The 23,704-nt window shown below is 62.1% G+C and carries 24 protein-coding genes; 13 read left to right on the forward strand and 11 right to left on the reverse strand.

The window, feature by feature from the left end; all coding sequences use genetic code 11:
- The first annotated feature begins 198 nt into the window (after window positions 1-198).
- The 3 genes from J5J10_RS03165 (at window position 199) to J5J10_RS03175 (ending at window position 1,602) form a co-directional block, all read left to right on the forward strand.
- The gene (locus J5J10_RS03165; RefSeq protein ID WP_211928805.1) at window positions 199-444 is read left to right on the forward strand and encodes a DUF4160 domain-containing protein; all 246 of its coding nucleotides are present in this window, start codon (window positions 199-201) and stop codon (window positions 442-444) included.
- A complete protein-coding gene (locus J5J10_RS03170; RefSeq protein WP_211928806.1) occupies window positions 425-676 on the forward strand; it encodes a DUF2442 domain-containing protein in 252 nt (83 codons plus the stop codon). Before J5J10_RS03165 ends, J5J10_RS03170 begins: the two co-directional genes overlap by 20 nt.
- A 137-nt stretch (window positions 677-813) precedes the next feature.
- Window positions 814-1,602: a potassium channel family protein gene (locus J5J10_RS03175; protein WP_211928807.1), complete on the forward strand. Its 789-nt coding sequence runs from the start codon at window positions 814-816 to the stop codon at window positions 1,600-1,602.
- Between the two features lie 27 nt (window positions 1,603-1,629).
- Here J5J10_RS03175 and J5J10_RS03180 read toward each other — a convergent pair whose 3' ends face one another.
- Window positions 1,630-1,881: an Atu4866 domain-containing protein gene (locus J5J10_RS03180; RefSeq protein ID WP_208551952.1), complete on the reverse strand. Its 252-nt coding sequence runs from the start codon at window positions 1,879-1,881 to the stop codon at window positions 1,630-1,632.
- Window positions 1,882-2,335: 454 nt separating this feature from the next.
- On the opposite strand from J5J10_RS03180, the gene J5J10_RS03185 reads away from it, so the two are divergent.
- On the forward strand, window positions 2,336-3,238 hold the full coding sequence (locus tag J5J10_RS03185) for an AraC family transcriptional regulator (RefSeq protein WP_211928808.1): 903 nt from the start codon (window positions 2,336-2,338) through the stop codon (window positions 3,236-3,238).
- 3 nt (window positions 3,239-3,241) lie between these two features.
- On the opposite strand, the gene J5J10_RS03190 is transcribed toward J5J10_RS03185, so the two are convergent.
- On the reverse strand, window positions 3,242-4,900 hold the full coding sequence (locus J5J10_RS03190) for an alpha-amylase family glycosyl hydrolase (RefSeq protein ID WP_211928809.1): 1,659 nt from the start codon (window positions 4,898-4,900) through the stop codon (window positions 3,242-3,244).
- A 188-nt stretch (window positions 4,901-5,088) separates the two neighbouring features.
- On the opposite strand from J5J10_RS03190, the gene J5J10_RS03195 reads away from it, so the two are divergent.
- Window positions 5,089-6,198 (forward strand): glycosyltransferase family 1 protein, encoded by a 1,110-nt coding sequence (locus J5J10_RS03195; protein ID WP_349252033.1) that lies wholly within the window; start codon window positions 5,089-5,091, stop codon window positions 6,196-6,198.
- 18 nt (window positions 6,199-6,216) lie between these two features.
- Here J5J10_RS03195 and der read toward each other — a convergent pair whose 3' ends face one another.
- From der to J5J10_RS03210, 3 genes are all read right to left on the reverse strand, one after another.
- A complete protein-coding gene (gene der, locus J5J10_RS03200) occupies window positions 6,217-7,644 on the reverse strand; it encodes a ribosome biogenesis GTPase Der (RefSeq protein WP_208551955.1) in 1,428 nt (475 codons plus the stop codon).
- A gap of 30 nt (window positions 7,645-7,674) precedes the next feature.
- Window positions 7,675-8,346, reverse strand: a complete 672-nt coding sequence (locus tag J5J10_RS03205; protein ID WP_211928810.1) for a tetratricopeptide repeat protein — start codon at window positions 8,344-8,346, stop codon at window positions 7,675-7,677.
- Window positions 8,347-8,443: 97 nt separating this feature from the next.
- Window positions 8,444-9,031, reverse strand: coding sequence for an NnrU family protein (locus J5J10_RS03210; RefSeq protein ID WP_211928811.1), 588 nt, complete (start codon window positions 9,029-9,031; stop codon window positions 8,444-8,446).
- Window positions 9,032-9,176: 145 nt separating this feature from the next.
- Between J5J10_RS03210 and J5J10_RS03215 the strand changes: the two genes are divergently transcribed.
- Window positions 9,177-10,178, forward strand: coding sequence for a polysaccharide deacetylase family protein (locus J5J10_RS03215; protein ID WP_249116661.1), 1,002 nt, complete (start codon window positions 9,177-9,179; stop codon window positions 10,176-10,178).
- Between the two features lie 61 nt (window positions 10,179-10,239).
- Here the strand turns inward: J5J10_RS03215 and sbmA are convergent, their stop codons facing one another.
- Window positions 10,240-11,520 (reverse strand): peptide antibiotic transporter SbmA, encoded by a 1,281-nt coding sequence (gene sbmA / locus J5J10_RS03220; RefSeq protein WP_211928812.1) that lies wholly within the window; start codon window positions 11,518-11,520, stop codon window positions 10,240-10,242.
- Window positions 11,521-11,885: 365 nt separating this feature from the next.
- Between sbmA and J5J10_RS03225 the strand changes: the two genes are divergently transcribed.
- A complete protein-coding gene (locus J5J10_RS03225) occupies window positions 11,886-12,116 on the forward strand; it encodes a hypothetical protein (RefSeq protein WP_211928813.1) in 231 nt (76 codons plus the stop codon).
- 19 nt (window positions 12,117-12,135) lie between these two features.
- Here the strand turns inward: J5J10_RS03225 and map are convergent, their stop codons facing one another.
- Together map and J5J10_RS03235 are read right to left on the reverse strand one after the other, a co-directional pair.
- Window positions 12,136-12,885 carry a type I methionyl aminopeptidase gene (gene map / locus J5J10_RS03230; protein ID WP_211928814.1) on the reverse strand — a complete coding sequence of 250 codons (750 nt, stop codon included), beginning with the start codon at window positions 12,883-12,885 and terminating at the stop codon, window positions 12,136-12,138.
- Window positions 12,886-12,910: 25 nt separating this feature from the next.
- A complete protein-coding gene (locus J5J10_RS03235; protein WP_211928815.1) occupies window positions 12,911-13,990 on the reverse strand; it encodes an LLM class flavin-dependent oxidoreductase in 1,080 nt (359 codons plus the stop codon).
- 248 nt (window positions 13,991-14,238) lie between these two features.
- Here J5J10_RS03235 and J5J10_RS03240 point away from each other — a divergent pair, with 248 nt between their 5' ends.
- The 3 genes from J5J10_RS03240 to xdhB are packed head-to-tail and all read left to right on the forward strand — an operon-like array spanning window position 14,239 to window position 18,877.
- The gene (locus tag J5J10_RS03240; RefSeq protein WP_211928816.1) at window positions 14,239-15,012 is read left to right on the forward strand and encodes a 3-hydroxybutyrate dehydrogenase; all 774 of its coding nucleotides are present in this window, start codon (window positions 14,239-14,241) and stop codon (window positions 15,010-15,012) included.
- Window positions 15,013-15,063: 51 nt separating this feature from the next.
- Complete coding sequence (gene xdhA / locus J5J10_RS03245) at window positions 15,064-16,533, forward strand: xanthine dehydrogenase small subunit (RefSeq protein WP_211928817.1); 1,470 nt, start codon at window positions 15,064-15,066, stop codon at window positions 16,531-16,533.
- Between the two features lie 4 nt (window positions 16,534-16,537).
- A complete protein-coding gene (gene xdhB, locus J5J10_RS03250; protein WP_211928818.1) occupies window positions 16,538-18,877 on the forward strand; it encodes a xanthine dehydrogenase molybdopterin binding subunit in 2,340 nt (779 codons plus the stop codon).
- A gap of 18 nt (window positions 18,878-18,895) precedes the next feature.
- Here xdhB and J5J10_RS03255 read toward each other — a convergent pair whose 3' ends face one another.
- Window positions 18,896-19,777: a hypothetical protein gene (locus J5J10_RS03255; protein ID WP_211928819.1), complete on the reverse strand. Its 882-nt coding sequence runs from the start codon at window positions 19,775-19,777 to the stop codon at window positions 18,896-18,898.
- 130 nt (window positions 19,778-19,907) lie between these two features.
- Here J5J10_RS03255 and xdhC point away from each other — a divergent pair, with 130 nt between their 5' ends.
- Window positions 19,908-20,714 (forward strand): xanthine dehydrogenase accessory protein XdhC, encoded by an 807-nt coding sequence (gene xdhC / locus J5J10_RS03260; RefSeq protein ID WP_211928820.1) that lies wholly within the window; start codon window positions 19,908-19,910, stop codon window positions 20,712-20,714.
- A 2-nt stretch (window positions 20,715-20,716) separates the two neighbouring features.
- Here xdhC and J5J10_RS03265 read toward each other — a convergent pair whose 3' ends face one another.
- The gene (locus J5J10_RS03265; protein WP_211928821.1) at window positions 20,717-20,974 is read right to left on the reverse strand and encodes a hypothetical protein; all 258 of its coding nucleotides are present in this window, start codon (window positions 20,972-20,974) and stop codon (window positions 20,717-20,719) included.
- 73 nt (window positions 20,975-21,047) lie between these two features.
- Between J5J10_RS03265 and J5J10_RS03270 the strand changes: the two genes are divergently transcribed.
- The gene (locus tag J5J10_RS03270) at window positions 21,048-21,983 is read left to right on the forward strand and encodes a LysR substrate-binding domain-containing protein (protein WP_211928822.1); all 936 of its coding nucleotides are present in this window, start codon (window positions 21,048-21,050) and stop codon (window positions 21,981-21,983) included.
- A 265-nt stretch (window positions 21,984-22,248) separates the two neighbouring features.
- Window positions 22,249-23,136: a LysR substrate-binding domain-containing protein gene (locus tag J5J10_RS03275; RefSeq protein WP_249116662.1), complete on the forward strand. Its 888-nt coding sequence runs from the start codon at window positions 22,249-22,251 to the stop codon at window positions 23,134-23,136.
- Between the two features lie 30 nt (window positions 23,137-23,166).
- Here the strand turns inward: J5J10_RS03275 and J5J10_RS03280 are convergent, their stop codons facing one another.
- Window positions 23,167-23,499 (reverse strand): hypothetical protein, encoded by a 333-nt coding sequence (locus tag J5J10_RS03280; RefSeq protein WP_211928824.1) that lies wholly within the window; start codon window positions 23,497-23,499, stop codon window positions 23,167-23,169.
- Window positions 23,500-23,704 lie beyond the last annotated feature (205 nt).

Genomic DNA, 23,704 nt, shown 5'->3' on the forward strand with positions numbered 1-23,704 from the left:
AGTTCAGTGTGAACCGATCTTCGGAGTCAACCATGTGACTTTTCCACGAAGGTTGTTCTAACGAAGGCCGTTCCTTTTCCTGCATCCCGCCGAATGCCATCTCATAAGGAAATATAATACCGAACCGAATGCGATCGCACTGAACGCATCCTGGCAAAACTTAGAATCGAGCCCAGCCACGCAACTGGAGCAAGATCAATGCCGGTCGTTTTTCGCAAGCACGGATATCGTTTTCTTTTCTATTCGAATGAAGGTTCCCCGCGCGAACCTGTTCACATACATGTCTTCCGTGCGGGCGATGACGCCAAAATCTGGTTGGAGCCCCAGATCGCGCTGGCCGAAAGCAACGGGTTCAACAGTCGCGAGCTCTCTGATATTGTGCGCATCGTGAACGAGAACCGCTCCGAGATTGAAAGGGCGTGGCATGAGCATTTCGGCAACTGATGTTCGGTTCGAAGATGCGACCATGTGGGTTTCGCTTTCGGACGGGCGCATACTGGGGGTGCCGCTTGCATGGTTTCCGAGACTCCTTGCTGCCCGGCCTGCGGCTCTGCTGAAATACGAACTAAGTTCAACGGGTATTCATTGGGAAGATCTCGATGAAGATATCTCCATCGCTGGACTGCTGTCGGGTCGCGGGGACCAGACAAAGCCTGCATCCATTGCGGCGGAATGACCTGTAGCTCCGAGCCGAAAATTCCGAACGTAACCGGCCGGCACTGCAAGCTCCCTCACGGCCTCCATCGCTGGATCGGCTCGGATAGGTTTGAGACGCGGCTTGGTCGCAGCCGCTACCATTACTGACGAGGCCTCATGGCGACCCAGACTGAAAGCCGTCCATCCAAGACCCTTCGGCAGCGCCTCATCCGCCTCTACTATGGCCGCGACACCGCGGCGATCCGGTTCCAGTTCGCGTTGATGGCGGTCGACCTTGCGATCATCGGCTTCTTTCTTGCCGGTCCTTATCTGCGTGACAGGCCGAGCTATCTCATCCTCGACTATGCAATCGCCGTCTGGGTGGCGCTGGAACTCTTCGCGCAATGGTCGGCGGCGCCGTCCAAGCGACGCATGCTGATGAAACCGATGACCTGGGTGGATATCTTCGTGCTCTGCACGCTGCTCTTCCCGCAATGGCTCTTCAACTTCGCCTTCCTGCGGGTCGCCCGCATCTGGGCTGTGGCACAGCGTCCGATTTTCGATGTCATGCTGCGACGGCTCGGACTGAAGGAGCATTCCGACGTCGTTACCGCCTTCATCAACCTCTTCGTCTTCCTGTTCCTGGTGACGGGCTTCGTCTACACCTTCTTTTTCTACCGGGAAGATGCCGGCACCGGTTTCATCGATGCCTTCTATTTCACCGTCGCGACGGTCACGACGACCGGCTTCGGAGACATCACGCTGCCGGGCACATTCGGCAAGCTGACATCGATCATCACAATGATCATCGGCATATCGCTGTTCGTGCGGCTCGCGCAGGCAATCGTCAGGCCCTACAAGGTGACCTTCCCCTGCCCGGAATGCGGCCTCCAGAGGCATGATGCCGATGCCGTCCACTGCAAGGCGTGCGGCCATATCCTGAACATTCCCGACGAGGGGCTCTGATCCCCTCGCCGGATGTCGTGTCCCGCATCAGTCGGGATAAAGCACCGAACCGGCATGATGTATGGCTCCGCCGCGAAGATCGCCGGAGACCGTAACACCGCTGTCGTCGATATAGTCGATATGGTCACCCGCAATCCGGTAGCGGCCGCGATAGACGCCTTCGCGTGCGCCCCGCGCCTCCACATAGCGTCCGTTGGGAAAAAGCTGTTGACGGATATACCCGTCCTCGCTGGCCCAGAGGCCGACGTGCGACATCGTTGTGGCAATGGCTGAGGTCATAAATCCCTCCCTCGCTTGCAAATCAGTATCTGGAACATCAAGCCGGCAGATCAACCGCTGGCCAGAATTATCGCAAACACAAACATAAACGCCGCAATCGTGGCAACGAGTGCGGCGAGGTTGGCCGCACGCCTAGCCATTCGGCTCGTACCTGCGCAAGGATGCCTCGCGGCGGCGGCTGACCGTGTCCTCAACCCGATGTACGAGTTCGGACCCGAGATTGAACGCCCAGCGAAACGGACTTTCCAACATGCATTGAAATGCTGCCATGACTATTCTCCATCTCTCCGCCCGCCCCTGATCGGCGGGTGAGACCCATATGGGTGCTTCGTCTCGGCGAGTGATAGAACAGTCGCCCGGAATGATTGCACGATTGTCCAAAACTCCGGGGTATCGTATTTTTGGCAGGACTGCCTATCTACAGGTCATTCAGGCAGATAATCATGGAAAGACGATGAGCAGATATCGCGAAATTGCCGAAAAGATTGCACAACACGCCGCGGAAGACGGCGTTCATGCAACGCAAATTCCGCGCCTCTCCCTGGTCCGGATGTCAAAACCGACCGAGCCCACGCACGGCGTGCATTCCGCCTCCATCTGCATTATCGCCCAGGGACGCAAGAAACTTGTACTCTGCGAGGAGAAGGTAATCGACTATGGCCCGGGTCGGCACCTGATCGTCTCTGTCGACGTGCCGCTGGTCGGCCAGGTGATCGAGGCGACGGAGGACGAGCCCTATCTCTGCGTGAAGCTCGACCTTGATCTTTCACTGCTTGGCGAACTCGTGCTGGCGATGAACTGGTTTGACGACCAGGCGAACGCCTGTCGCGCGGTGGGACTCGGTGAGACACCCGATGCCCTGCTCGACGCCGCGGCGAGGCTGGTCCGGCTTCTGGACACGCCTGATGACATCGCGATCCTGGCACCCGTCATCGAACGCGAAATCCTCTATCGTCTGCTCCGCGGCGAGCAGGCCGGCGTGCTGCGCCAATTGCTGACGCCGAACAACCGGCTGCAGAACGTCAACCGTGCGATCAACTGGATCAAGGACAATTACACCCGCTCTTTCAGCATCGAACAGTTGGCGACCGAGGCCCGCATGAGCACCTCGTCGCTGCACGAGCACTTCCGTCAGGTAACCAACATGAGCCCGCTGCAATACCAGAAGCAGCTCAGGCTCCAGGAGGCGCGCCGCCTGATCCTGTTGCAGGCGATGGATGCGGCGACCGCCGGCCGTCGGGTCGGCTATGACAGCCCCTCGCAGTTCAGTCGCGAATACCGTCGCCAGTTCGGCGCACCGCCGCTGAAAGACATCGACCGCCTTCGCGCCCAGCCGGAACGCTACGCCGAGACATAAGGGTCAGAGCCGGCCGCAGAACCCGTCGAGCGCCGGGACAGTCACCGTCCGGCCGGAATGCGTGCCGGTGAGGCCGGGCATTTCGATGGCACTCCAAACGTTACAATCGTCGGGTAGCGTCAGTTCCTGCTCCTCGCGACTGAGATTGAAGACGAAAAGCAATTTCTCATCCTCCACCTCACGGGTAAAGGCGAGAATGTTTCCGTTGGTCGGAAGGAAGGTCATAGCACCGGCGCGCAAGGCCGGATGCGCCTTGCGGAAGGCAAGCGTGTGGCGATAGTGGGTGAGCACCGAATGGGCGTGCCCATCCTGCCCGTCGACGGCGAGCGCCCGGTGCTCGGCAGGCACCGGCAACCACGGTTTGGCCGTTGAGAAACCCGCATGATCGCGGCCGAACTCCCAAGGCATCGGCGTGCGGCACCCGTCACGGCCCTTGAAGGCGGGCCAGAAGCGGATGCCGTAGGGATCGCGCAAGTCGGCGAAGGAAAGCTCCGCCTCCGGCAATCCCAGTTCCTCGCCCTGGTAAAGGCAGATCGAACCTCTAAGTGTCGCGAGCACGCTGATGGCAAGCTTCGCGACGGTCTCGCGCTCGTGCTCGCCATGGATGAAGCGACTGACATGGCGGTTGACGTCGTGGTTGGAAAACGCCCAGCACACCCAGCCATCGGCGACAGCCATCTCGAAGGCGGTGACGCAGCCCCTGATATGCTGCGGCGTGAACTGCGGACCGAGCAGATCGAAGGTGTAGCACATGTGCAGCTTGTCGCCGCCGCTCGTATAATCAGCCACTGTCTTCAGCGAGCGCGCGCCGTCGCCGACCTCGCCGACCGTGGTCCTGTCAGGATATTCGTCGAGCACGGCGCGCAGCCGTGTCAGGAAGGCGACGTTCTCCGGCTGCGTCTTGTCGTGCAGGTGGTTCTGCATGCCGTAGGGATTCACATCGGGCGCATCGAGGCCGGCATCCTCGCTGTCGGGCATGTGCGGTGGGTTGTCCCTGAGTTGCTTGTCGTGAAAATAATAGTTCACGGTGTCGAGGCGGAAGCCGTCGACGCCCCGGTCGAGCCAGAAGCGTAGCGTATCGAGCAGCGCGTCCTGGACTTCCCTGTTGTGAAAGTTGAGATCGGGCTGCGAACTCAGGAAGTTGTGCATGTAATACTGCTTGCGCACCCCGTCCCACTCCCAGGCCGGACCGCCGAAGACCGACAGCCAGTTGGTCGGCGCCGTCCCGTCGGGCTTGGCGTTCGCCCAGACATACCAGTCGGCCTTGGGATTGTCGCGGCTCGACCGGCTTTCAACGAACCAGGGGTGCTGGTCGGAACTGTGCGAGATCACCTGGTCGATGATGACCTTCAGGCCAAGAAGATGGGCCTCCGTCATCATCTCGTCGAAATCGGCCAGCGTGCCGAACATCGGGTCCACGTCGCAATAGTCCGACACGTCATAACCCATGTCGGCCATCGGAGAGGTGAAGAACGGCGACAGCCAGATCGCGTCGACGCCGAGCGAAGCGATGTAGCGCAGATGCCGCGTCACGCCCTTGAGGTCGCCGATCCCGTCGCCGTCCGTGTCCTGAAAAGAGCGCGGATAGACCTGGTAGATCACCGCCCCCCGCCACCAGTCCGGATTGACAGAGGAAGGCGCGGCTTTCGGAGCTTTGGTCATCGGCGGGTCCTGAAGGGCGGAATCGGGGTGGCGGCTGCAGCCTCCGGACTATAGGCGAAGCGTTCCGGAGTCGGAATTGCAAATCCGGAAGCACCAAGATTGTTCCGCATGCTCGCGATCAACCGCCACTGACATCAACTTGTAATATTTCCATCACATAAAGCCGCCAATGACGCTGGTGGCCCCGAGTGACGGAAAGCAGACGAAAGATCGCCGAGGAAGTTGCAACGGGGGATGAAAGTTCCGCGGCAGAAGCCCCCAACGAAGGCACTCGCCTGACCATCGTCACCGACGCCTGGCATCCGCAGGTCAATGGCGTGGTCCGCTCGATCGAGACCACCAACCGCGAACTCGCTGCCATGGGCGTCACCGTCTCGATGATCACGCCGGAGCATTATCGCAGCGTACCGATGCCGACCTATCGCGAGATCCGGCTCTCACTGGCCCGCTACCGTCAGGTGGCCCGCGCGATCGAAGAACGGCGGCCGGACTACATCCACATCGCCACGGAAGGACCGCTCGGTCTTTGGGCGCGACGTTGGTGCATCCGCCACAACATGCCGTTCTCGACCAGCTATCACACGCGCTTTCCGGAATATGTCGCCGCCCGCGTGCCGATCCCGATCCGCTGGCTCTACGCCTATGTTCGCTGGTTCCACAATCGCGGCGGCGCCTGCATGGTGGCGACCGAAAGCCTCAGACGCGAGCTCGCCGAGCGCGGGATGCACAATCTGCGCCTCTGGAGCCGCGGCATCGACACCGCCCTCTTCCGTCCGCGCCCGGCGGAACCGGAACCCTTCGGCCTCAAGCGTCCGATCTTCATGACAGTCGGCCGGGTCGCCCTGGAGAAGAACCTGCCCGCCTTCCTCGACCTCGATTTGGAGGGGTCGAAGGTGGTGGTCGGTGACGGGCCGGCGCTGGCCGAGCTCACTGCAAAGTATCCCGACGTGCTGTTCACCGGCGTGAAGTTCGGCGAGGACCTCGCCGCAGCCTATGCCCAGGCCGACGTCTTCGTCTTCCCGTCCAAGACGGACACCTTCGGCAACACCATCCTGGAAGCGCTCGCCTCCGGCGTTCCGGTCGCAGCCTACCCTGTGACCGGACCGGTCGACATCATCCCGGCGGAGAGCAGGGCCGGCGTGTTGCGGAACGATCTGAGGGAAGCCTGCATCGCGGCGCTGGACTGCTCGCGCTCCGCTGCCAGATCGCTGGCCCAGACCTTTTCCTGGCGCGCGGCGACCCGGCAGTTTCTTGACAACGTGATGTCGGCCCGCGCGGTGGCACGGCGCCGAAAGTGATTCACCAACAGAAGGTTATCAGCGCCTCTTCGCCCGATTTGCGAAGGGGTTGTCACCGGACTTGAAGTGGATGCGGATCGGCACGCCCGGCATCTCGAAATCGCCGCGAAGGCCATTCGTGAGGTAACGAACATAGCTCTCCGGCAGCGCCTCGGGACGGGTGCAGGAAATCATGAAGGCCGGCGGACGAGCCTTTACCTGCGTCATGTATTTCAGTTTCAGACGACGACCGGAAACCGCCGGTGGCGGATGCTGGACCTGCGTCTGCTCCAGCCAGCGATTGAGCCGCGCGGTGGAGATACGCTTGTTCCAGACCCGGTCTGTGTCGACGATCGACTGCATGAGCTTGTCCAGACCGTAGCCGGTCTGGCCGGAGATCGGGACCGCGCGGATGCCGCGCGCCTGCGGCAGAAGCCGCTCGGTCTTTTCGCGCAGATCGGCGAGCACCGCCTGCGGATCCTCGACAAGGTCCCACTTGTTGAACGCGAGCACGGCTGCCCTGCCCTCGCGCAGCACCAGATCGACGATCTGCAGGTCCTGCTTCTCGAAGGGGATCGTCGCATCGAACACGATCACAACGGTCTCGGCGAAACGGATGGCGCGCAGCGCATCGGCGACCGAAAGCTTTTCGAGCTTTTCAGTGACCTTGGCCTTACGGCGCATGCCCGCGGTGTCGAACATCTTGATGGTGCGGCCGCGCCAGTCCCATTCGACCGAGATCGAGTCGCGGGTGATGCCGGCTTCCGGGCCGGTCAACAGCCGGTCCTCGCCAAGAAAGCGGTTGATGAGCGTCGACTTGCCGGCGTTCGGACGGCCGACGATTGCCACACGCAGCGGCTTGGTTTCGTCGTAGACCGACTCCTCGTTCTCGTCGTCCTCCCCGGTCTGGGGCAGGACGACGTCAGTGACGGCCTCGTCTTCATCCCGGTCTTTCGGCGGAAAGGCCCTGTCCTCGCCGATTGCCTCGACGATCGCGTCGCGCAGATCGAGCATGCCTTCACCATGTTCGGCCGAGATCGGACACGGATCGCCGAGCCCAAGCGTGAAGGCGTCATAGAAACCGCTGTCGGACCCGCGCGCCTCCGACTTGTTGGCGACGAGAACGACCGGCTTTCCCTTGCGGCGGATCATTTCGCCCATTTCCCGGTCGACGGGCGTCAGCCCCGCCTTCGCATCGATGACGAACAGCGTCAGGTCGGCCTCATCGATAGCGAGTTCGGTCTGGGCGCGCATGCGGCCCTGCAGCGTGTCGGGCGCGGCCTTCTCGAGGCCGGGCGTGTCGACGATGCGGAAGCGCAGGTCGATGAGCTTGGCCTCACCCGGGCGACGGTCGCGGGTCACGCCCGGCGTGTCGTCGACGAGCGCCAGCTTCTTTCCGACCAGACGGTTGAAGAGCGTGGACTTGCCCACATTGGGGCGGCCGACGATGGCGATGGTGAAGCTCATGAACCCGTCTTCCTGAAGGCTCCGGCGCGGTTACGAATTGCCGCCGGCCGCCGTGATGTTGTCGAGCATGATCTGTGCCCGGTTGGCGACATTGCGCGGCGCGTCGGTATCCTCGACGATCTGCTCGAACCACTCGCGGGCACGGCCCATGTCGCCGCCCTTGTAAGCGGAAAGACCCAGCGCCTCGCGTGCCGAATGGCGCAATGCGTTGCCGGGCGTGGCCAGAACCTCGACCTCGGCCGAGACTGCATTGTAGTCCGCCGTATCGATCAGCAGCCAGGCGGCCCGCACGCGCGCCGCGTCGCGGATCACCTCGGGTACGGACGTGTCCTTGCCGAGCGCGGAGAAGGTCGCGGCGGCAGCAGCCGTATCGCCATTGGCGGCCTGAACGGTCGCAGCGCGCATGCGCGCCAGCACGGGATAAGAACCATAGCCGTCCTTCTCAAGCTCGGAAAGCGCAGCAAGCGCCTCCTCGTTCTTGCCTTCGCGGGCAAGCGTCAGGGCGGCAAGAAACTTGTCACCCGAAGCGGACGCCCGGTTGTCGTGCCAGTATTCGTAGGCGCGATAGCCGGCGGTGCCGAGAACGATAAGAACCGCGAGCGCGATGATATAGGGGCCGAAGCTCCGCCATATGCCCTTGAACTGGTCGGAGCGCAGTTCCTCGTTGACCTCGCGGATAAAGCTGTCGTTTTCGTTCGCCATGTCGTTCCCCGGCCCCTGGGGCCATCAGAAAATGCTGTTCGACGGCCTTCTAGCCGCATTTGCCCGCCGTTGTAAGGGGTCTGGCCTCAAATCCCTGTCAAAGGCTCATGGCCGGGATGGGGGCCACGCCGATCAGCCACTCGTGCAGCTTCAAGAGGAAGGCGAGCCAGACCGCAACACCGATGACAACGGCAAGCAGGTCGTTGCGGGCGGAGACGAAAGACCGCAGCACCGGTTCACCGGCGCGTTCCCGGCGCTTAAGCGAGATGCGGACAACCACGCCCCAGGCCAGAAAGGTACCGAACAGCAGGATCGAGGCCAGATCGCCGTTGGCGAGCAGGTGAGCAAGCGCCCAGATCTTCACCGACAGAACCATCGGGTGCTTGGTCTTCGTCGCGATGTGTCCGGCCGGCAGCGAACTGGCGGCAAGACAGATCATGGCCAGCAGCATCAGCGTCACGGCTAGATGAGCCGTCCAGGTCGGCGGAAACCAGACATTGATCACCGGCGCGGTTGCATAACCCCACACCAGAACCACGATCGAGAGGATCGACAACAGCGAATAGACCCCGCGCCAGCCCTGCGGGCCGAGCTTCTCGATCATGCTCGTGCGCAGACCGGGCGCGACGACGCGGATCGAATGCGTACCGATGAACAGAATGATGCCGAGAATGAGAATGGCCATGGATGTCCCCGCCGGATGCTGAAATGTCCCGTCTGGAATAGAGCCATCGCGCCAAAATTACCAGTGCGTTCAAAGCTTCGCCGTATTTGGGTGTCACCCCGGCCAGCCCGTTGAATGGTCCCCGTATCGGCCGGAGGTCCCCGTCTTGCGTCAAAGCCTTAGCGCCGCCTGTCTGCTGGCGATGATCGCCACCCTGCCGGCCCATGCCGGACCGAAGGCGCCGCAAATGCTGGTCGTCTCCTTCGATGGCGCGGGCGAGAACCGGATGTGGATGAAAAGCCGCGAGATGGCAAAGCGCACCGGCGCCCGCTTCACCTATTTCCTCTCCTGCACCAATCTCATCGATCGACCCCGGGCAGACAGCTACAAGGCGCCCGGCAGGAAGGCCGGCCGCTCCAATGTCGGCTTTGCCCCGACGACGGCGGATGTCCGCGTCCGGCTCGACCACATTTGGAACGCCCGCGCCGAAGGCCACGAAATCGCCAGCCACGGCTGTGGCCATTTCGACGGCGCTGACTGGACGAGAGAGGACTGGCTGACGGAAATGGCGAGCTTCGACCGCGTGTTGAAGAACGCCTGGAAAGACGCCGGGATCGGCGACCGCGAGCCTGCGGATTGGCAGGATTTCGTCACGAACGAGATCACCGGCTTTCGCGCGCCCTACCTCTCCACCGGTCCGGCGCTGATCGAGGCCGAACGCAAGCACGGCTACCGCTATGATGCGAGCCCGGTTGCACGCGGACCGGAATGGCCGGACGAGGATGGCGGCGTTTATCTCTTCGGCCTGCCGCTCATCCCGGAAGGACCGAGCGCCCGCAAGATCGTCGCCATGGATTACAACCTCTTCGTCCGCCATTCGATGGCGGTCAACAATCCGTCCCGCTCGGCCGAATTCGAGGATCGCGCCTACAAGGCCTTCCGCTCTGCCTTCGACCGCGAATACGACGGCGATCGCAATCCGCTGCAGATCGGACTGCATTTCCCGCAGATGAACGACGGCGCCTACTGGCGCGCGATTGATCGCCTGCTCGGAGAGGTTTGTCAGCGGGAGGACGTCGCCTGTGTGACTTATGCGGAGGTGGTGAAGGCCTCGGAGGCGAGGCAGGCGAAACGGGACGACGAGACAACGTTCGGCCCGAGCCAATAACAGCGCTAAAACAAAGCCGCGCCTCGAAAGGCGCGGCCGGGTTTCGTTTCTTCCTGTCCGTTCAGTACGGCTTGTCGGCCGCGATTTCCCCGAACTGCGCCTCACGCTGCAGATAGCGCTGGTCGATCTCCGGCAGCGGCTCGTCATCGATCGCCGCCTCGAAGGCCTTCAGACGCTTGTGGATCGAAAGAAGCTCGATGATCGTGGACCAGGAACTGACGAGATACTGGAGGCTGTCGCTCACCTGACCGAAGGCGGTCGCAATCTGCTGCCAGACACCCATCGTGATCCGGCCCGCCACGATCGTCGGGATCAGCATGAAGGTCAGGATGAGGGCATCGAGCTGGCCATAGGTGTAGCGGGCGACGTTGAAGTAGGTGTAGTGCCAGTACATGCGGAAATAGTTTTTCCGGACATTGGCGAACAGCTCCACCATGGTCGGCGGCCGCGCACGGTCGGGATTATCCTCGCCATAGACGAGTTCCTTACGGAAAGCCGCCTCGACGCGCTGGTTGCGGAACTGCAGGCCCGGTAGCCTGATACCGACGACGGCAAGCAGAACGGTTCCGAACAGCGACCACAGCAGGGCCAGCCAGAACAGCGAATGCGGGATCGCTCCGAGGATCGGCAGTTCGCTGACGTTGGACGACATCTGGAACAGCAGCGGCAGGAAGACCACCAGCGTCATCACCGAGTTGATCAGGACGACGCCCAGTCCTTCGACGATCGAGGCGAACCGCATCGTATCTTCCTGAACACGCTGCGAGGCGCCTTCGATGTGGCGGAGCTTGTCCCACTTCGACAGGTAGAAGTCGTTCATCGCCGTACGCCAGCGAAATACGTAGTGGCTGGTGAAGAAGGCAATCACGACATTCATCGCCACGCTGACCATGCCGATTTCAAGAAACCGCAGCTGCAACTCGTAGAACTGCCCGGCGGTGATGCCTGGCTGCTTTTCAAGCGCAGCCTGGAACAGGTCGAAGAAGGGACCGCGCCAGTTGTTGATCGCCACCGAAATCTGTACCACGAAATAGGCGATGAAGATGATGAAGGCCGAGCCCCAGATCGACCAGTTCGACCAGGGATGGTCGCGATCGATGAGTTTCCAGGCCCCGCCGAAGATCAGCACGAAGATCGTGAAGTAGAGATAGAACCAGATATTATCGGGGCTGACGAAAAAGGCCAGTCCGAGCGGCGCCTGCTCCCCTTCGGCCAGAGGCGGCATGCCGAGTGCGGCTCCCATCTGCGGGCCGATGGTATACCACACGAAGATACAGACGGCGGTCCATATTACTGCGGATGTGAAGAACAGTTTGGGGCGCGGAAAGAAGGAATGGAACACGGTATGGCTTGCTTTCCTGTCGGAGGCTGTGACGTGAGGAACAGTCGTTGGCTCGAAACTAGGGCAGAACCGTGTCGCCAGCAATGGAGCACGGGTAACGTGACGGTATTGTAATGCTGGTATTCACAGAGGAATGGAAAGCGACCGTGTGGCGTCTTGCGGCTTTCGCGGCAGCGAAGCACCAGTCGCGGATCGCTGGGATGGGGCTTTTGCGCCGCGAATCGTGCATTCGACAACGCCCAACATCCAAAAAGCATTGGAATCGCGCTCAACGAAATCGCTTGCGGCGACCGCGGCACTCACCTGCCGGCTTGCCCTGCCGTCAAAAATCGCTAGTTCAGGACAAACAATCACGGAGTGCCCCCATGAGCGACCTCAGCCTGCAGCAGGCCATCGACAACATCTACGCCTCGATCAACAACGACAACGAGGACATCGACAGCCATATCGCCGCGCTGAAAGCCGCCATGGCGAAGGAGGGTGTGAAGGAAGCGGTGTTCGAGCCCGGCAAACTGGCGCAGAACAACCGCCAGGGACGCAAGATGATGCAGTCCTATTTCCGCAAGAAGGGCGTGGCGGTCAGCTTCACGAAATAAAGCGGCGACGAGCCGACGCTCAGTCGACCAGCGTGACGATAACAGGCCCGTTCTTCGTCACGACAACGGTGTGCTCGAACTGCACCGTCGGTGCCTTCGGCTCGGCGTAGAGCGTCCACGGATCGTCGCCATCCTCGGCCCAGACGCCGCCGAGCGAGAGGAAGGGTTCGATGGTGAACACCAGACCCTCCTCCATGATCCGGGTCTCGTCCGGGTCCGGCCAGGTCGAAAGTTCCTTCGGCTCCTCGTGCAGGGAATGGCCGACGCCGTGGCTCGCAAGGTTCTGGATCAGCGTGTAGCGGTTCTTCTTCGCGAACGTGCCGATCGCATTGCCGATGCTCGCCATCTTCGCGCCCGTCTTCACCTGGTTGAGGCCGACCCACAGCGCCCGCTTGCCGTCGCGAACAAGACGGTCGAGCTTGGCCGTGCCGGGCGGCACGATGAAGCTCGCGCCCGCATCGGCGAAATAGCCGTTCTTCTCGGCCGACACGTCTATATTGACGAGATCGCCCGCCTTGATGATCCGGTCGCCCGGAATACCGTGCGCGACCTCCTCGTTGACGCTGATGCAGGTGGCGCCCGGAAACTGGTAGCAGAGCTCCGGCGCCGAACGCGCGTCACTGTCCTCGAGCACCTTGCGCCCGATCAGGTCCAGTTCCCGCGTCGTGATACCCGGCTCCAGCGCTTCGCTCATCGTCTTGATGGCAATCCCGCAGAGCCGGCCGATCTCCTTCAGCCGAAGCAGTTCCTCGTCAGTGCTTACGATCATCCGGCATCCAATGCACGTTTCAGGCCTAAACAGCCTTCTTTTCGTCGGTTGCGCCCGCTTTGACCCCGTCGCCCGCCGACGTCAACGCCTTTCTGACCAGCGGCGCCACTTTCGTGCCGAACAGTTCGATGGCGCGCATCAGTTCCTTATGCGGCATCAAGCCGATCGCCATCTGGATCAGGAAGCGGTCGTTCTTGAAGATCGCGTGATGCGCGACGATCTTTTCGGCAAGCGTTTCCGGGTCGCCGACGAACAGCGCCCCGGTCGGTCCGCGCATCGCGTCATACTGGGCGCGCGTTCCCGGACCCCAGCCGCGCTCGCGACCGATCCGGTCCATGACCGCCTTCTGCGGACCGTAGAAAATGTCCGCCGCCTGCTCGGTCGTATCGGCGACGAAGCCGTGCACGTTGATCGAGGTCTTGAGCTGCGCCGGATCGCGGCCGACCTTCTTGGCCGTCTCGCGATAGAGCTGGAACAGCGGCGCGAACCGGCGCGGCTCGCCGCCGATGATGGCAAGCGCCAGTGGCAGACCGAAATAAGCGGCGCGCGCTACGGAGTTCGGCGTACCGCCAACGGCGACCCAGAGCGGCAGAGGATCCTGCATGGGCCGCGGATAGACCGGCCTGCCGTCGATCGGCGCCCGCGTCTCGCCTTTCCAGGTGACGACCTCGTTGTCGCGAATCGTCATCAGCAGCTGCAGCTTCTCGTCGAACAGCTTGTCGTAGTCATCGAGATCATAGCCGAACAGCGGGAAGCTCTCGATGAAGGAACCGCGACCGGCCATGATCTCGGCCCTTCCGCCGGAAAGCAGGTCGATGGTGGCGTATTGCTGGAACACACGGACCGGGTCCTCGGAGGAGAGAACGGTCACAGCGCTCGTCAGGCGGATGTTCTTCGTCTTGACGGCCGCGGCAGCGAGGATCGTCGAGGGAGAGGAAGCCATGTAGTCCGGCCGATGATGTTCGCCGAGGCCGAAGACGTCGAGACCCACCTGGTCGGCGAGCTCGATCTCGGCCATCAACTCGTCCATGCGGCGCTTGGCCTCCGCGCCCTTGCGGGCGGCGGCCGGATCGACGTCAGCGAATGTGTAGAGACCGAGTTCCATCGTGACTGTTTCCTTGTCCGCTGTTTCGTGTCACCGACACATAGGCCGATTGGCGCCCGCCTCCAAGTCACCGCACGGAAACAGTCCGTCTCGTCAGGCGTACCAATAAACGTCGATACACGATGCCGGCCATTGCCCAAAAGGCAACGCTCCGCTCTCGAATTAGCCGATTGCCAGCCGGAGCGCTTTGCGACTAACCTTGCTTTTGCGGCGCAACAGAACGCCGGTTTTGGTTCGGGAGAGAGAGCATGAAGAGAACCGTCGTCGTTACAGGCTCCACCAGCGGGATCGGGCTCGGGATCGCCCGCGCTTTCGCCAGGGATGGCGCCAACCTCGTCATCAACGGTTTCGGCGACGCAGACGAGATCGAGGCGATCCGCAAGGAACTGGAACAGGCAGGCGGCAAGGCTCTCTATCACGGCGCGGACATGACCAAGCCCGACGAGATCGCCGAGATGATGGCGATGGCGGCAGGCGAATTCGGCATGGTCGACGTGCTCGTCAACAATGCCGGCATCCAGCACGTATCCCCTGTCGAGGATTTCCCGACAGACAAGTGGGACCGGATCATCGCCATAAACCTGACGAGTTCCTTCCATACGATGAAGGCTGCGATCCCGGCGATGAAGGCGAAGAAGGCCGGCCGCATCATCAACGTCGCCTCCGCCCACGCCCTCGTCGCCTCGCCCTTCAAGGCGGCCTATGTCGCCGCCAAGCACGGCATTCTCGGCCTCACCAAGAGCGCGGCGCTCGAACTTGCCGAATTCGGCGTGACGGTGAACGCGATCTGCCCCGGCTACGTGCTGACGCCGCTGGTGGAAAAGCAGATTCCGGATACCGCCAAGGCGCGCGGCATCTCTGAGGCCGAGGTCAAGACTGATGTGATGCTGCGTCTGCAGGCCACCAAGGAATTCGTCGCGATCGAGGAGGTGGCGGCCACCGCCCTCTTCCTCGCCAGCGACGCCGCCCGCCAGATCACCGGCACCCATATCTCGATTGATGGCGGCTGGACCGCGCAGTAACCTGTTTTGCTCAAACCGCCCCGAGACGGGGAAGACTGAAGAAGGCTTTTGATGACCGACAGCATCCGTTTCATCCTGAACGGCGAGGACGTGTCGCTCCGCGACGTGCAGCCGACGGAAACGCTTCTCGATTTCCTGAGGCTGAAACGGCGGCTGACCGGCACCAAGGAAGGCTGCGCCGAGGGCGACTGCGGCGCCTGCACGGTTCTGGTCGGGCGGTTGGTCGCCGGTGAACTGGTTTACGAAACGGTCAATGCCTGCATTCGCTTCGTCGGTTCGCTGCACGGGACGCATGTCGTCACCGTCGAACATCTCGCAGCGGCCGACGGCACGCTGCATCCGGTGCAGCAGGCCATGGTCGACTGTCATGGCTCTCAATGCGGCTTCTGCACGCCCGGCATCGTCATGTCGCTCTACGGTCTCTGGATGACCAACGACAACCCAAGCCGGCCCGCCATCGAACGCGCCCTTCAGGGCAATCTCTGTCGTTGCACGGGCTACGAGCCGATCGTCAAGGCCGCGGAACTTGCGAGCCGTAGCAGACCTTCCGCCCTGTTCGACCCGCTGGAGCGCGAGCGGCAGGACATCTGCGCCCGCCTCTTCGCGCTGCAGACCGGCGATACGATCGTGTTGTCGACAGAAGGGCGCCGCCTGATCGTGCCGCCGTCCGTCGCGGCGCTCGCCGACCTTCTGGCGGAGGAACCGAAGGCCACCATCGTCGCCGGCGCCACCGATGTCGGCCTCTGGGTGACCAAGCAGATGCGCGACCTCGACCCGGTGATCTTCATCAACCATCTGAGCGAACTGCAATCGATCGATGTTTCGGACGCCGGCGTCACCATCGGTGCCGGCGTTACCTATGCGCGCGCCTTCGATACCCTCTCCGACGAAATCCCGGCCTTCGGCGCGCTGATCGATCGTATCGGCGGTCAGCAGGTGCGGAACATGGGCACGATCGGCGGCAACATCGCCAACGGCTCCCCGATCGGCGACACTCCGCCCGCCTTGATCGCGCTCGGCGCCAAACTCACGCTCCGCTCGGCCAGCGGCACCCGAGAGCTGCCGCTAGAGGATTATTTCATCGCCTACGGCAAGCAGGACAGAAAGCCCGGCGAGTTCGTCGAGAGCATCTTCGTGCCCCGCCCCGCGGCAGATCTTCAGTACGCCGTCTACAAGATATCGAAGCGGCGGGAAGAGGACATCTCGGCGCTCTGCGGTGCCTTCCTGCTCGGCCTTAATGCCGACGGCAAGGTCGACACCATCCGCATCGCCTTCGGCGGCATGGCAGCGACACCGAAACGCGCCCGTGCGGTCGAGGCAGCCTTGTTCGGCAAGCCCTGGACCGAGGCGACGGTGGCCGACGCCCGTACCGCCTTCGACGAGGATTACAAGCCGCTGACCGACTGGCGCGCCACCGCCGAGTATCGCCAGTTGACGGCAAAGAACCTGCTGACCCGCTTCTTCCTGGAAACCTCGGGCACGCCGCAGGAACTGAAGCGTTTCGCGGTGGAGGAGGTTTGATTCCATGCTGAAGAAAGCCGATCACGAGCTCTACAAATACATCAACGGCCCGATGCATGCGCCGCTCAAGCATGATTCAGCGCACAAGCATGTCAGCGGAAGTGCCGAATATATCGACGATATTCCCGAACCCGCTGGCCTCCTGCACGGCGCGCTCGGCATGGCCGATAGGGCGCATGCGGAGATCGTTTCCGTCGACCTGTCAGAGGTGAAAGCCTATCCCGGCGTCGTCTGCGTGCTGACGGCCAAGGACGTGCCGGGCGACAACGACATCGCCTCCGGCTCGCACCACGACGAACCGCTGTTCGCAGAGACCAAGGTCGAATTCCACGGCCAGGTGATCTTCGCCGTCATCGCCGAAACACGCGATGCCGCCCGACGCGCCGCACGACTGGCGAAGATCGAATACCGCGATCTCCCCCACTGGCTGACGGTCGATACCGCCCGGGACAATGCCGCTCCGCTGGTGACGCCCGGCATGGTGCTGAAGCGAGGCGAGCCGGAAAACGAACTGGACAAGGCGCCGCGCCGACTGAAAGGCCGGATGGAAATCGGCGGGCAGGAACACTTCTACCTCGAAAGCCATATCGCCATGGCGATCCCCGGCGAGGACGACGAGGTGACCGTCTGGTCCTCGACCCAGCATCCATCCGAGGTGCAGCACATTGTCGGCCACGTGTTGGCCATCCCCTCGAACGCGGTTACCGTCAACGTGCGACGCATGGGCGGCGGCTTCGGCGGCAAGGAAACGCAGGGCAACCTGTTCGCCGCACTGGCTGCCATCGGCGCCAAAAAGCTGAACCGCGCGGTAAAATTCCGCCCCGACCGCGACGAAGACATGGTGGTCACTGGCAAGCGTCACGACTTCATCGTCGACTATGACGTCGCCTTCGATGACGAGGGCCGGTTGCATGCCGTCGACGCAATATTCGCCGCCCGTTGCGGCTACTCCGCCGACCTCTCTGGACCGGTCACCGATCGCGCACTCTTCCACGCCGATTCGAGCTACTTTTATCCGCATGTCCGGCTGGCATCGGAGCCGCTGAAGACCCACACCGTCTCAAACACCGCCTATCGCGGCTTCGGCGGACCGCAGGGCATGCTGGGCGGCGAGCGCATCATCGAGGAAATCGCCTATGCGGTCGGCAAGGACCCGCTCGAGGTCCGCAAGCTGAACTTCTACGGCGATGTCGGCTCGGGCCGCAACGTCACGCCCTATCATCAGGAGATCGAGGACAACATCGTCGCCCGCGTCGTCGAGGAACTGGAAACCTCCTGCGACTACCAGGCGCGGCGCAAGGCGATCATCGAGTTCAACAAGACGAGCCCGGTGATCAAGAAGGGCATCGCGCTGACCCCGGTCAAGTTCGGCATCTCCTTCACCATGACCGCCTTCAACCAGGCCGGCGCGCTCGTCCATGTCTATCAGGACGGCTCGATCCACCTGAACCACGGCGGCACGGAAATGGGCCAGGGGCTCTACACCAAGGTGGCCCAGGTGCTGGCCGATGCCTTCCAGGTGGATATCGAGCGCGTCAAGATCACGGCGACCACCACAGCCAAGGTGCCGAACACTTCGGCCACGGCTGCCTCCTCCGGCTCCGACCTCAACGGTATGGCCGCCTACGATGCCGCCCGCCAGATCAAGGATCGGCTCGTCGCCTTCGCGGTCGAAAAGTTCGGCGTGCCGGTCGACGAGGTCGTGTTCCTGCCCAACAGAGTGCGGGTCGGCGACCAGGAAATCCCCTTCCCCGATTTCGTCAAGCAGGCCTATTTCGCCCGCGTGCAGCTCTCCGCCGCCGGCTTCTACAAGACGCCGAAAATCCACTGGGACCGTGCCGCCGGACGCGGCACGCCGTTCTACTATTTCGCGTATGGCGCGGCTTGCTCGGAAGTATCGATCGACACGCTGACCGGCGAGTACCTGATGGACCGCACCGACATCCTCCACGACGTCGGCAAGTCGCTCAATCCGGCGATCGACATCGGCCAGATCGAGGGCGCCTTCGTGCAGGGCATGGGCTGGCTGACGACCGAGGAACTCTGGTGGGACGACAAGGGCCGGCTGCGCACGCACGCACCGTCGACCTACAAGATCCCGCTCGCCTCCGACCGTCCGAAAATCTTCAACACAAGGCTCGCCGAATGGTCGGCGAACGCCGAACCGACGATCGGCCGCTCCAAGGCCGTCGGCGAACCGCCCTTCATGCTGGCGATCTCCGTGCTGGAGGCGCTCTCGATGGCCGTGGCCTCGGTAGCCGATTACAAGGTGTGCCCGAAGCTGGACGCCCCGGCGACGCCCGAGCGTGTGCTGATGGCAGTGGAGCGGTTGAAGACACTGTAAAGCCTCGACAGACACCCCTTATCGAAGAGCTGTCCGCAGCAGATAGAGGAAGGCGGACAAGATCAGGATCGGCAGGATCAACAGCTTGACCAGATAGGCAACGGCGATGCCGATCGATGCGTTGAAAAGGTCGGACGCCAATGCCACCCCGTCATTGATAACCTGTGCATTGGTCGCCACCGACTCCGACATGTCGGACGCCGCCTGCAACGTGCCGGAAAAGGCGGAACCGAGCCTGTCGAACACACCGCGTTCCGCCAGGGGATCAGCGTCCGCCGGCGGATCCTTGGCCAGTGCATCGACCTGCTGCTCCACCGCCGCTACCTCGCCATCCATGTTCACCCGTTCGAAAACCTGCGTCGCATTGGTCCAGGCTTCGTCCGTGATGGCGTCGCCGGCATAGAAGGCGATTGCATATGACGCGGGAAGCAGCACCGCACCGAGAAGTCCCAGGACCGCGAAGGATCGGGCGAGGCGGTCGAGCAAGGGCGGCACGCGGCGTGCCGATGAGGTCAGAGCAGCGCAGACCAACGCGAAGACGGCGAGGCCCGCCGCCGCGACCTTTGCGACCGGCACGAGCACCAGCGACAGGATGCCGGACACGATCGCCAGGTAGAACAACAGATCGACCATGCGCTCGATCGTATTGATCACCGGCTGCAGCAACTGCCCCGGACTGGCCGTAACCGACGCCACGCCGACGCCACCGGTGATATCGGCATCGCGGGCAACGCTCATCAGCGAGTTCGCGATCCGCAGCGTGCCGTAAAGCGCGCCACTGCCGATCATCACTTCACGGCTGAATCGGGCAGCAACATCCGCAAGCGGGTTGATAAAGAAAATGGCCACCGCGAACGTCGCGACGCTGAGCCAGATGATCGTGCCGTTGGTCCTGGTCATATGCGCTCCTCAGCAGTGGGACGATGAAACCACATGTCGAACGTTGACGCCCGGATGCCCTCAAAAACTATCGCAAGAAACTGCTAGCGACGCTGTCCAGTTCCGCCGTCTCGATGTTAGTATGCCTGTCATGCCGTTCTCAGACTATTCCGAATTCCTAGCCGCTCATCCGCGCCTGATTCTCGTCGAGGTTCTTGAAGCCAAGGGTTCGACCCCGCGCGAGGCAGGTGCCTTCATGCTTGTGGCAACGGAAGGGACATCCGGCACGATCGGCGGCGGCTATCTCGAATTCATGACGATAGACCATGCCCGCCGGCTGCTGGCGGGGGACAATGTCGACGCCGAGCTGGACGTGCCCCTTGGCCCCGAAATCGGCCAGTGCTGTGGCGGGCGCACGCGGATCGGATTCATCGTCGTGGATGAAGCGGTGCGCGAAAACCTGCTACGCCGAGAGGATGAGCGGCGAGCCGCCGACCCGGACGTGATGATCTTTGGTGCCGGCCACGTCGGCCTGGCGCTGGCATCGGCACTGTCTTCCCTGCCCTTCAACGTTTCGGTGATCGAGACACGGTCAATCGATGAAACCGCCCTGCCCCGAAACATCATAGCGAAACGTGTCGCCATGCCGGAAGCGGAGATAGCAGCGATCCGACCGGGCGGAGCGGTGCTGATCCTCACCCACGACCACGCCCTCGATTTCCTGATCGCTCGCCAGGCGCTCGCCCGGAGAGACCTCGCCTATGTCGGCATGATCGGCTCGGCCACCAAGCGCGCCACCTTCCGCCACTGGCTGGAGCGCGAGGGCGGCGAAACGAATGACTTCGCCAGGCTGACGCTGCCGATCGGCGGCGATACCGTTCGCGACAAGCGACCGCCCGTCATAGCCGCCATGGTGGCGGCGGAACTGTGCCGCGTCCTGCTTGACGGCAGGACGTGACATCAGAACGGCAGGTCGCGCATATGCCCGCGCCGACGCTGCTCCCAGAATTGCTCGACGCGCCCGAGCGGCTCGGGGTTTGGAAGACCGATATCATCATGAGGCGCATCGAGAGCCTCGTCAGCCGTAACCTTCGACGGGGCGGCGGATCGTACGAATAGCGCCTTCAACAGACCGAAGAGCCGCCGGGTCAAAGGCATGGAAAGGGCGTTTGCGGACAGCACGGCTGCTCCACCTCGATGAATAAAACTGATTGTCATTCTTCCTTGATCGCGCCGATTGCAGCGTAAATCCAATTCAATTACGGTGATCGACGATCAAGAGAGCTTATAGATGAAATTGGCCCGCCAGTTCCCCCTGAATGCGCTGCGCGTTTTCGAGACGGTCGCCCGTCTCGAAAACTTCACCCGCGCTGGCGAGGAACTCGGCATGACGCAGACGGCCGTCAGTTACCAGATCAAGCTTTTGGAGGAACATCTCGGCGAACCGGTCTTCATCCGCAAACCGCGAGCACTGCAACTGACACCGGCTGGCGAGCGCCTGCTTCCCAAGGTGTCCGACGCCTTCAACCTTTTGGCCGAGGCAGTGTCCAGCGCCCAGAAGGCGGGGGGCGAAACGCTCGAAATTCACACGATCCCGACCTTCGCCTCGCAGTGGCTGGCCCGCAATCTGGGCAATTTCCAGCTGGCTCACCCGGAGGTGGCCGTGCGGTTGCTGCGCATTGCCAAATTCACGGACTTCCGTAACACGACGGCGGATGTGTCGATCTTCTGGGGCGGGGAGCAGCGGGACGACCTTGTCTACGTCGACCTTCTCCGCCCCTTCTACTCCCCACTGCTGTCGCCAAAGCTGGCTGCAACTATCGGTGGGATCGAAACGCCTGCCGACCTTTTGAAACTGCCGCTGATCAGCCCGAACGATTCCTGGTGGCTGCAATGGTTTCAGGCCGCCGGGCTGAGCGATCCTAAGCTTCCGGCCACCCGCCAGAACATTTTCGAATCCCAGGACCTCGAGGCCAGTGCAGCCCTGGCCGGCCAAGGCGTTGCGATCGTCAGTCCCTTCTTCTTTCCCGACGAGCTGGCATCAGGACGACTGATCCAACCCTTCGACCTTGCGCTGCAGGCCCGAGACCCAATCCGCCTCGTCTACCCCAAGGCCAAGCGCAACCAGCACAAGATCCGCGCCTTCCATCACTGGATCGAAACCGCGATACAGGCCTCAGAGGAAGCGCGGCGGACCGTCAACCAGTCTCCAGACGTCACGGTTTGAGAGCGCCTCCCGGCGGTCCGCACGTGCCTCGCGTTCTCCGATGTCGCGCAGCATCTCTTCGGACAGAAGCCCGCTCCTGCGCCGGGTCAGCGAAGGAGCAAGAAGCCGTTTGAGAAGACGCAGAATTCGCCTCGGCGCAATGAAGCTCATGGCCGTTCCTCGTTGACAAAGATGCTGTTCAGTTGATCTATGAGAGAGGAAATAGTGCGGATAATGATTGTAGACCAACCGAATATCCGTATTGATGGATCAAGAGAACTCATCCATGAAACTCTCCCGCAACCTGCCTCTGAACGCGCTGAAGGTCTTTGAGGCAGCCGCCCGGCACCTGAGCTTCACCAGGGCCGGCGAAGAACTCGGAATGACCCAGACGGCGGTCAGCTATCAAATCAAGCTGCTGGAAGATCTGCTCGGCGAGCCGCTGTTCCTCCGCCGCCCGCGACAGGTGAGGCTGACGGAGGCGGGCGAGCGGCTGGCGCCGAAGCTGGGCGAAGCCTTTTCCATCATGCAGGAAGCGTTGGCGAACCTGGGTGAAAAGACACAGACAACGCTGACGATCCACTCCACCGCGACATTCGCGCATCAGTGGCTTGCGCACCATATCGGTGACTTTCAGCTGAGGCACCCGAAGATCGCGGTCAGGCTGGAGACATCGCAGGACATGATCGATTTCCAGAAAACGGAAGCCGACGTGGCAATCCGGGCGGGAAAGGCTCCTTGGCCCGGCCTCGAACGGCAGCGCCTGATGAAGATAGACTTCACGCCCATGCTGAGCCCGCAATTGGTGCAAAGCATAGGCGGCCTCTCCTCGCCGGCCGACCTTTTGAAGCTGAGGCTGATCGATCCGGGCGATCCCTGGTGGAGAATATGGCTGACCGCCGCCGGAGTGACAGACCCGGACCTCGACAGCAGGCCACGCAGCAAACTCGGAGCGCAATCCATCGAAGCGCAGGTCGCGATCGCCGGAAAGGGCGTGGCCATTCTGACGCCTGCCTTCTACGGCCCCGAACTCGCGTCAGGCCAGCTCGTCCAACCGTTCCCGCTGGTGTGCAGCGAGGACTGCGACTACTGGCTTGCCTACCCCGAGAACCGGCGGAACATCCCCAAAATCCGCGATTTCAAAGCGTGGATCATGGAGGCATGGCAGCGTTGACAAATATCGACACAGCCGTCGATCTCCGGCTCAGAACGACATATCCGGCGCATAGAGGCAGCGTGGCGTATTTTCGTCGGGGAACAGACAGAGATGATACTCGCTGTCCTTCGACCGCCGCGCGCTGTCTTGCGCAAACTTGAACGTGTGGCTTCTGGTAACCAGCCTGTGGTCACCGGGCGCCAGCGTCAGCTGGTATCCGCCTTGGATGATGCGGACGCTGCTCGCCGGAATCTGCTGGCAATCCCCGGAATGTTCATTGCCGTTGCAGCAGAAGGCATCGTAGCGCCATCCGGAATGGGCGTCATGAGCCGAAACATCGAACGCAAACAATACACCGAAGGTCATCGCTATTGTGCGCATTGGCGGTTTCTCCGTTGAAGACCTTCCGCCGGTACCAACGCAAACCACCTCCCCGGCGGAATTGCGACAGAAATATAACAGTTCGCAAATATGAGGACCAATGCACGTTCTCAGGGGTGCGTTTTCGCAACGCACCATAGCCTGAGGAAAGCTTGGCCTTCATCCGTGATTTCCCTTTCCAATCCCGGCCTTTTTCGACAAGGTA

This window comes from Ciceribacter sp. L1K23 (genome assembly GCF_018122705.1).
GTDB lineage: Bacteria > Pseudomonadota > Alphaproteobacteria > Rhizobiales > Rhizobiaceae > Allorhizobium.

Excerpts from the sequence above, each read along its gene's own strand:
- J5J10_RS03180 (WP_208551952.1), bottom strand. The coding sequence starts at position 1,881 with ATGACCTCAGCCATTGCCACAACGATGTCGCACGTCGGCCTCTGGGCC.
- J5J10_RS03240 (WP_211928816.1), top strand. The coding sequence starts at position 14,239 with ATGAAGAGAACCGTCGTCGTTACAGGCTCCACCAGCGGGATCGGGCTC.
- J5J10_RS03280 (WP_211928824.1), bottom strand. The coding sequence starts at position 23,499 with ATGCGCACAATAGCGATGACCTTCGGTGTATTGTTTGCGTTCGATGTT.
- J5J10_RS03265 (WP_211928821.1), bottom strand. The coding sequence starts at position 20,974 with ATGACAATCAGTTTTATTCATCGAGGTGGAGCAGCCGTGCTGTCCGCA.
- J5J10_RS03165 (WP_211928805.1), top strand. The coding sequence starts at position 199 with ATGCCGGTCGTTTTTCGCAAGCACGGATATCGTTTTCTTTTCTATTCG.
- J5J10_RS03235 (WP_211928815.1), bottom strand. The coding sequence starts at position 13,990 with ATGGAACTCGGTCTCTACACATTCGCTGACGTCGATCCGGCCGCCGCC.
- xdhB (WP_211928818.1), top strand. The coding sequence starts at position 16,538 with ATGCTGAAGAAAGCCGATCACGAGCTCTACAAATACATCAACGGCCCG.
- J5J10_RS03185 (WP_211928808.1), top strand. The coding sequence starts at position 2,336 with ATGAGCAGATATCGCGAAATTGCCGAAAAGATTGCACAACACGCCGCG.
- J5J10_RS03190 (WP_211928809.1), bottom strand. The coding sequence starts at position 4,900 with ATGACCAAAGCTCCGAAAGCCGCGCCTTCCTCTGTCAATCCGGACTGG.
- J5J10_RS03225 (WP_211928813.1), top strand. The coding sequence starts at position 11,886 with ATGAGCGACCTCAGCCTGCAGCAGGCCATCGACAACATCTACGCCTCG.
- J5J10_RS03255 (WP_211928819.1), bottom strand. The coding sequence starts at position 19,777 with ATGACCAGGACCAACGGCACGATCATCTGGCTCAGCGTCGCGACGTTC.
- J5J10_RS03270 (WP_211928822.1), top strand. The coding sequence starts at position 21,048 with ATGAAATTGGCCCGCCAGTTCCCCCTGAATGCGCTGCGCGTTTTCGAG.
- xdhA (WP_211928817.1), top strand. The coding sequence starts at position 15,064 with ATGACCGACAGCATCCGTTTCATCCTGAACGGCGAGGACGTGTCGCTC.
- J5J10_RS03175 (WP_211928807.1), top strand. The coding sequence starts at position 814 with ATGGCGACCCAGACTGAAAGCCGTCCATCCAAGACCCTTCGGCAGCGC.
- xdhC (WP_211928820.1), top strand. The coding sequence starts at position 19,908 with ATGCCGTTCTCAGACTATTCCGAATTCCTAGCCGCTCATCCGCGCCTG.
- der (WP_208551955.1), bottom strand. The coding sequence starts at position 7,644 with ATGAGCTTCACCATCGCCATCGTCGGCCGCCCCAATGTGGGCAAGTCC.
- map (WP_211928814.1), bottom strand. The coding sequence starts at position 12,885 with ATGATCGTAAGCACTGACGAGGAACTGCTTCGGCTGAAGGAGATCGGC.
- J5J10_RS03275 (WP_249116662.1), top strand. The coding sequence starts at position 22,249 with ATGAAACTCTCCCGCAACCTGCCTCTGAACGCGCTGAAGGTCTTTGAG.
- J5J10_RS03170 (WP_211928806.1), top strand. The coding sequence starts at position 425 with ATGAGCATTTCGGCAACTGATGTTCGGTTCGAAGATGCGACCATGTGG.
- J5J10_RS03205 (WP_211928810.1), bottom strand. The coding sequence starts at position 8,346 with ATGGCGAACGAAAACGACAGCTTTATCCGCGAGGTCAACGAGGAACTG.
- J5J10_RS03210 (WP_211928811.1), bottom strand. The coding sequence starts at position 9,031 with ATGGCCATTCTCATTCTCGGCATCATTCTGTTCATCGGTACGCATTCG.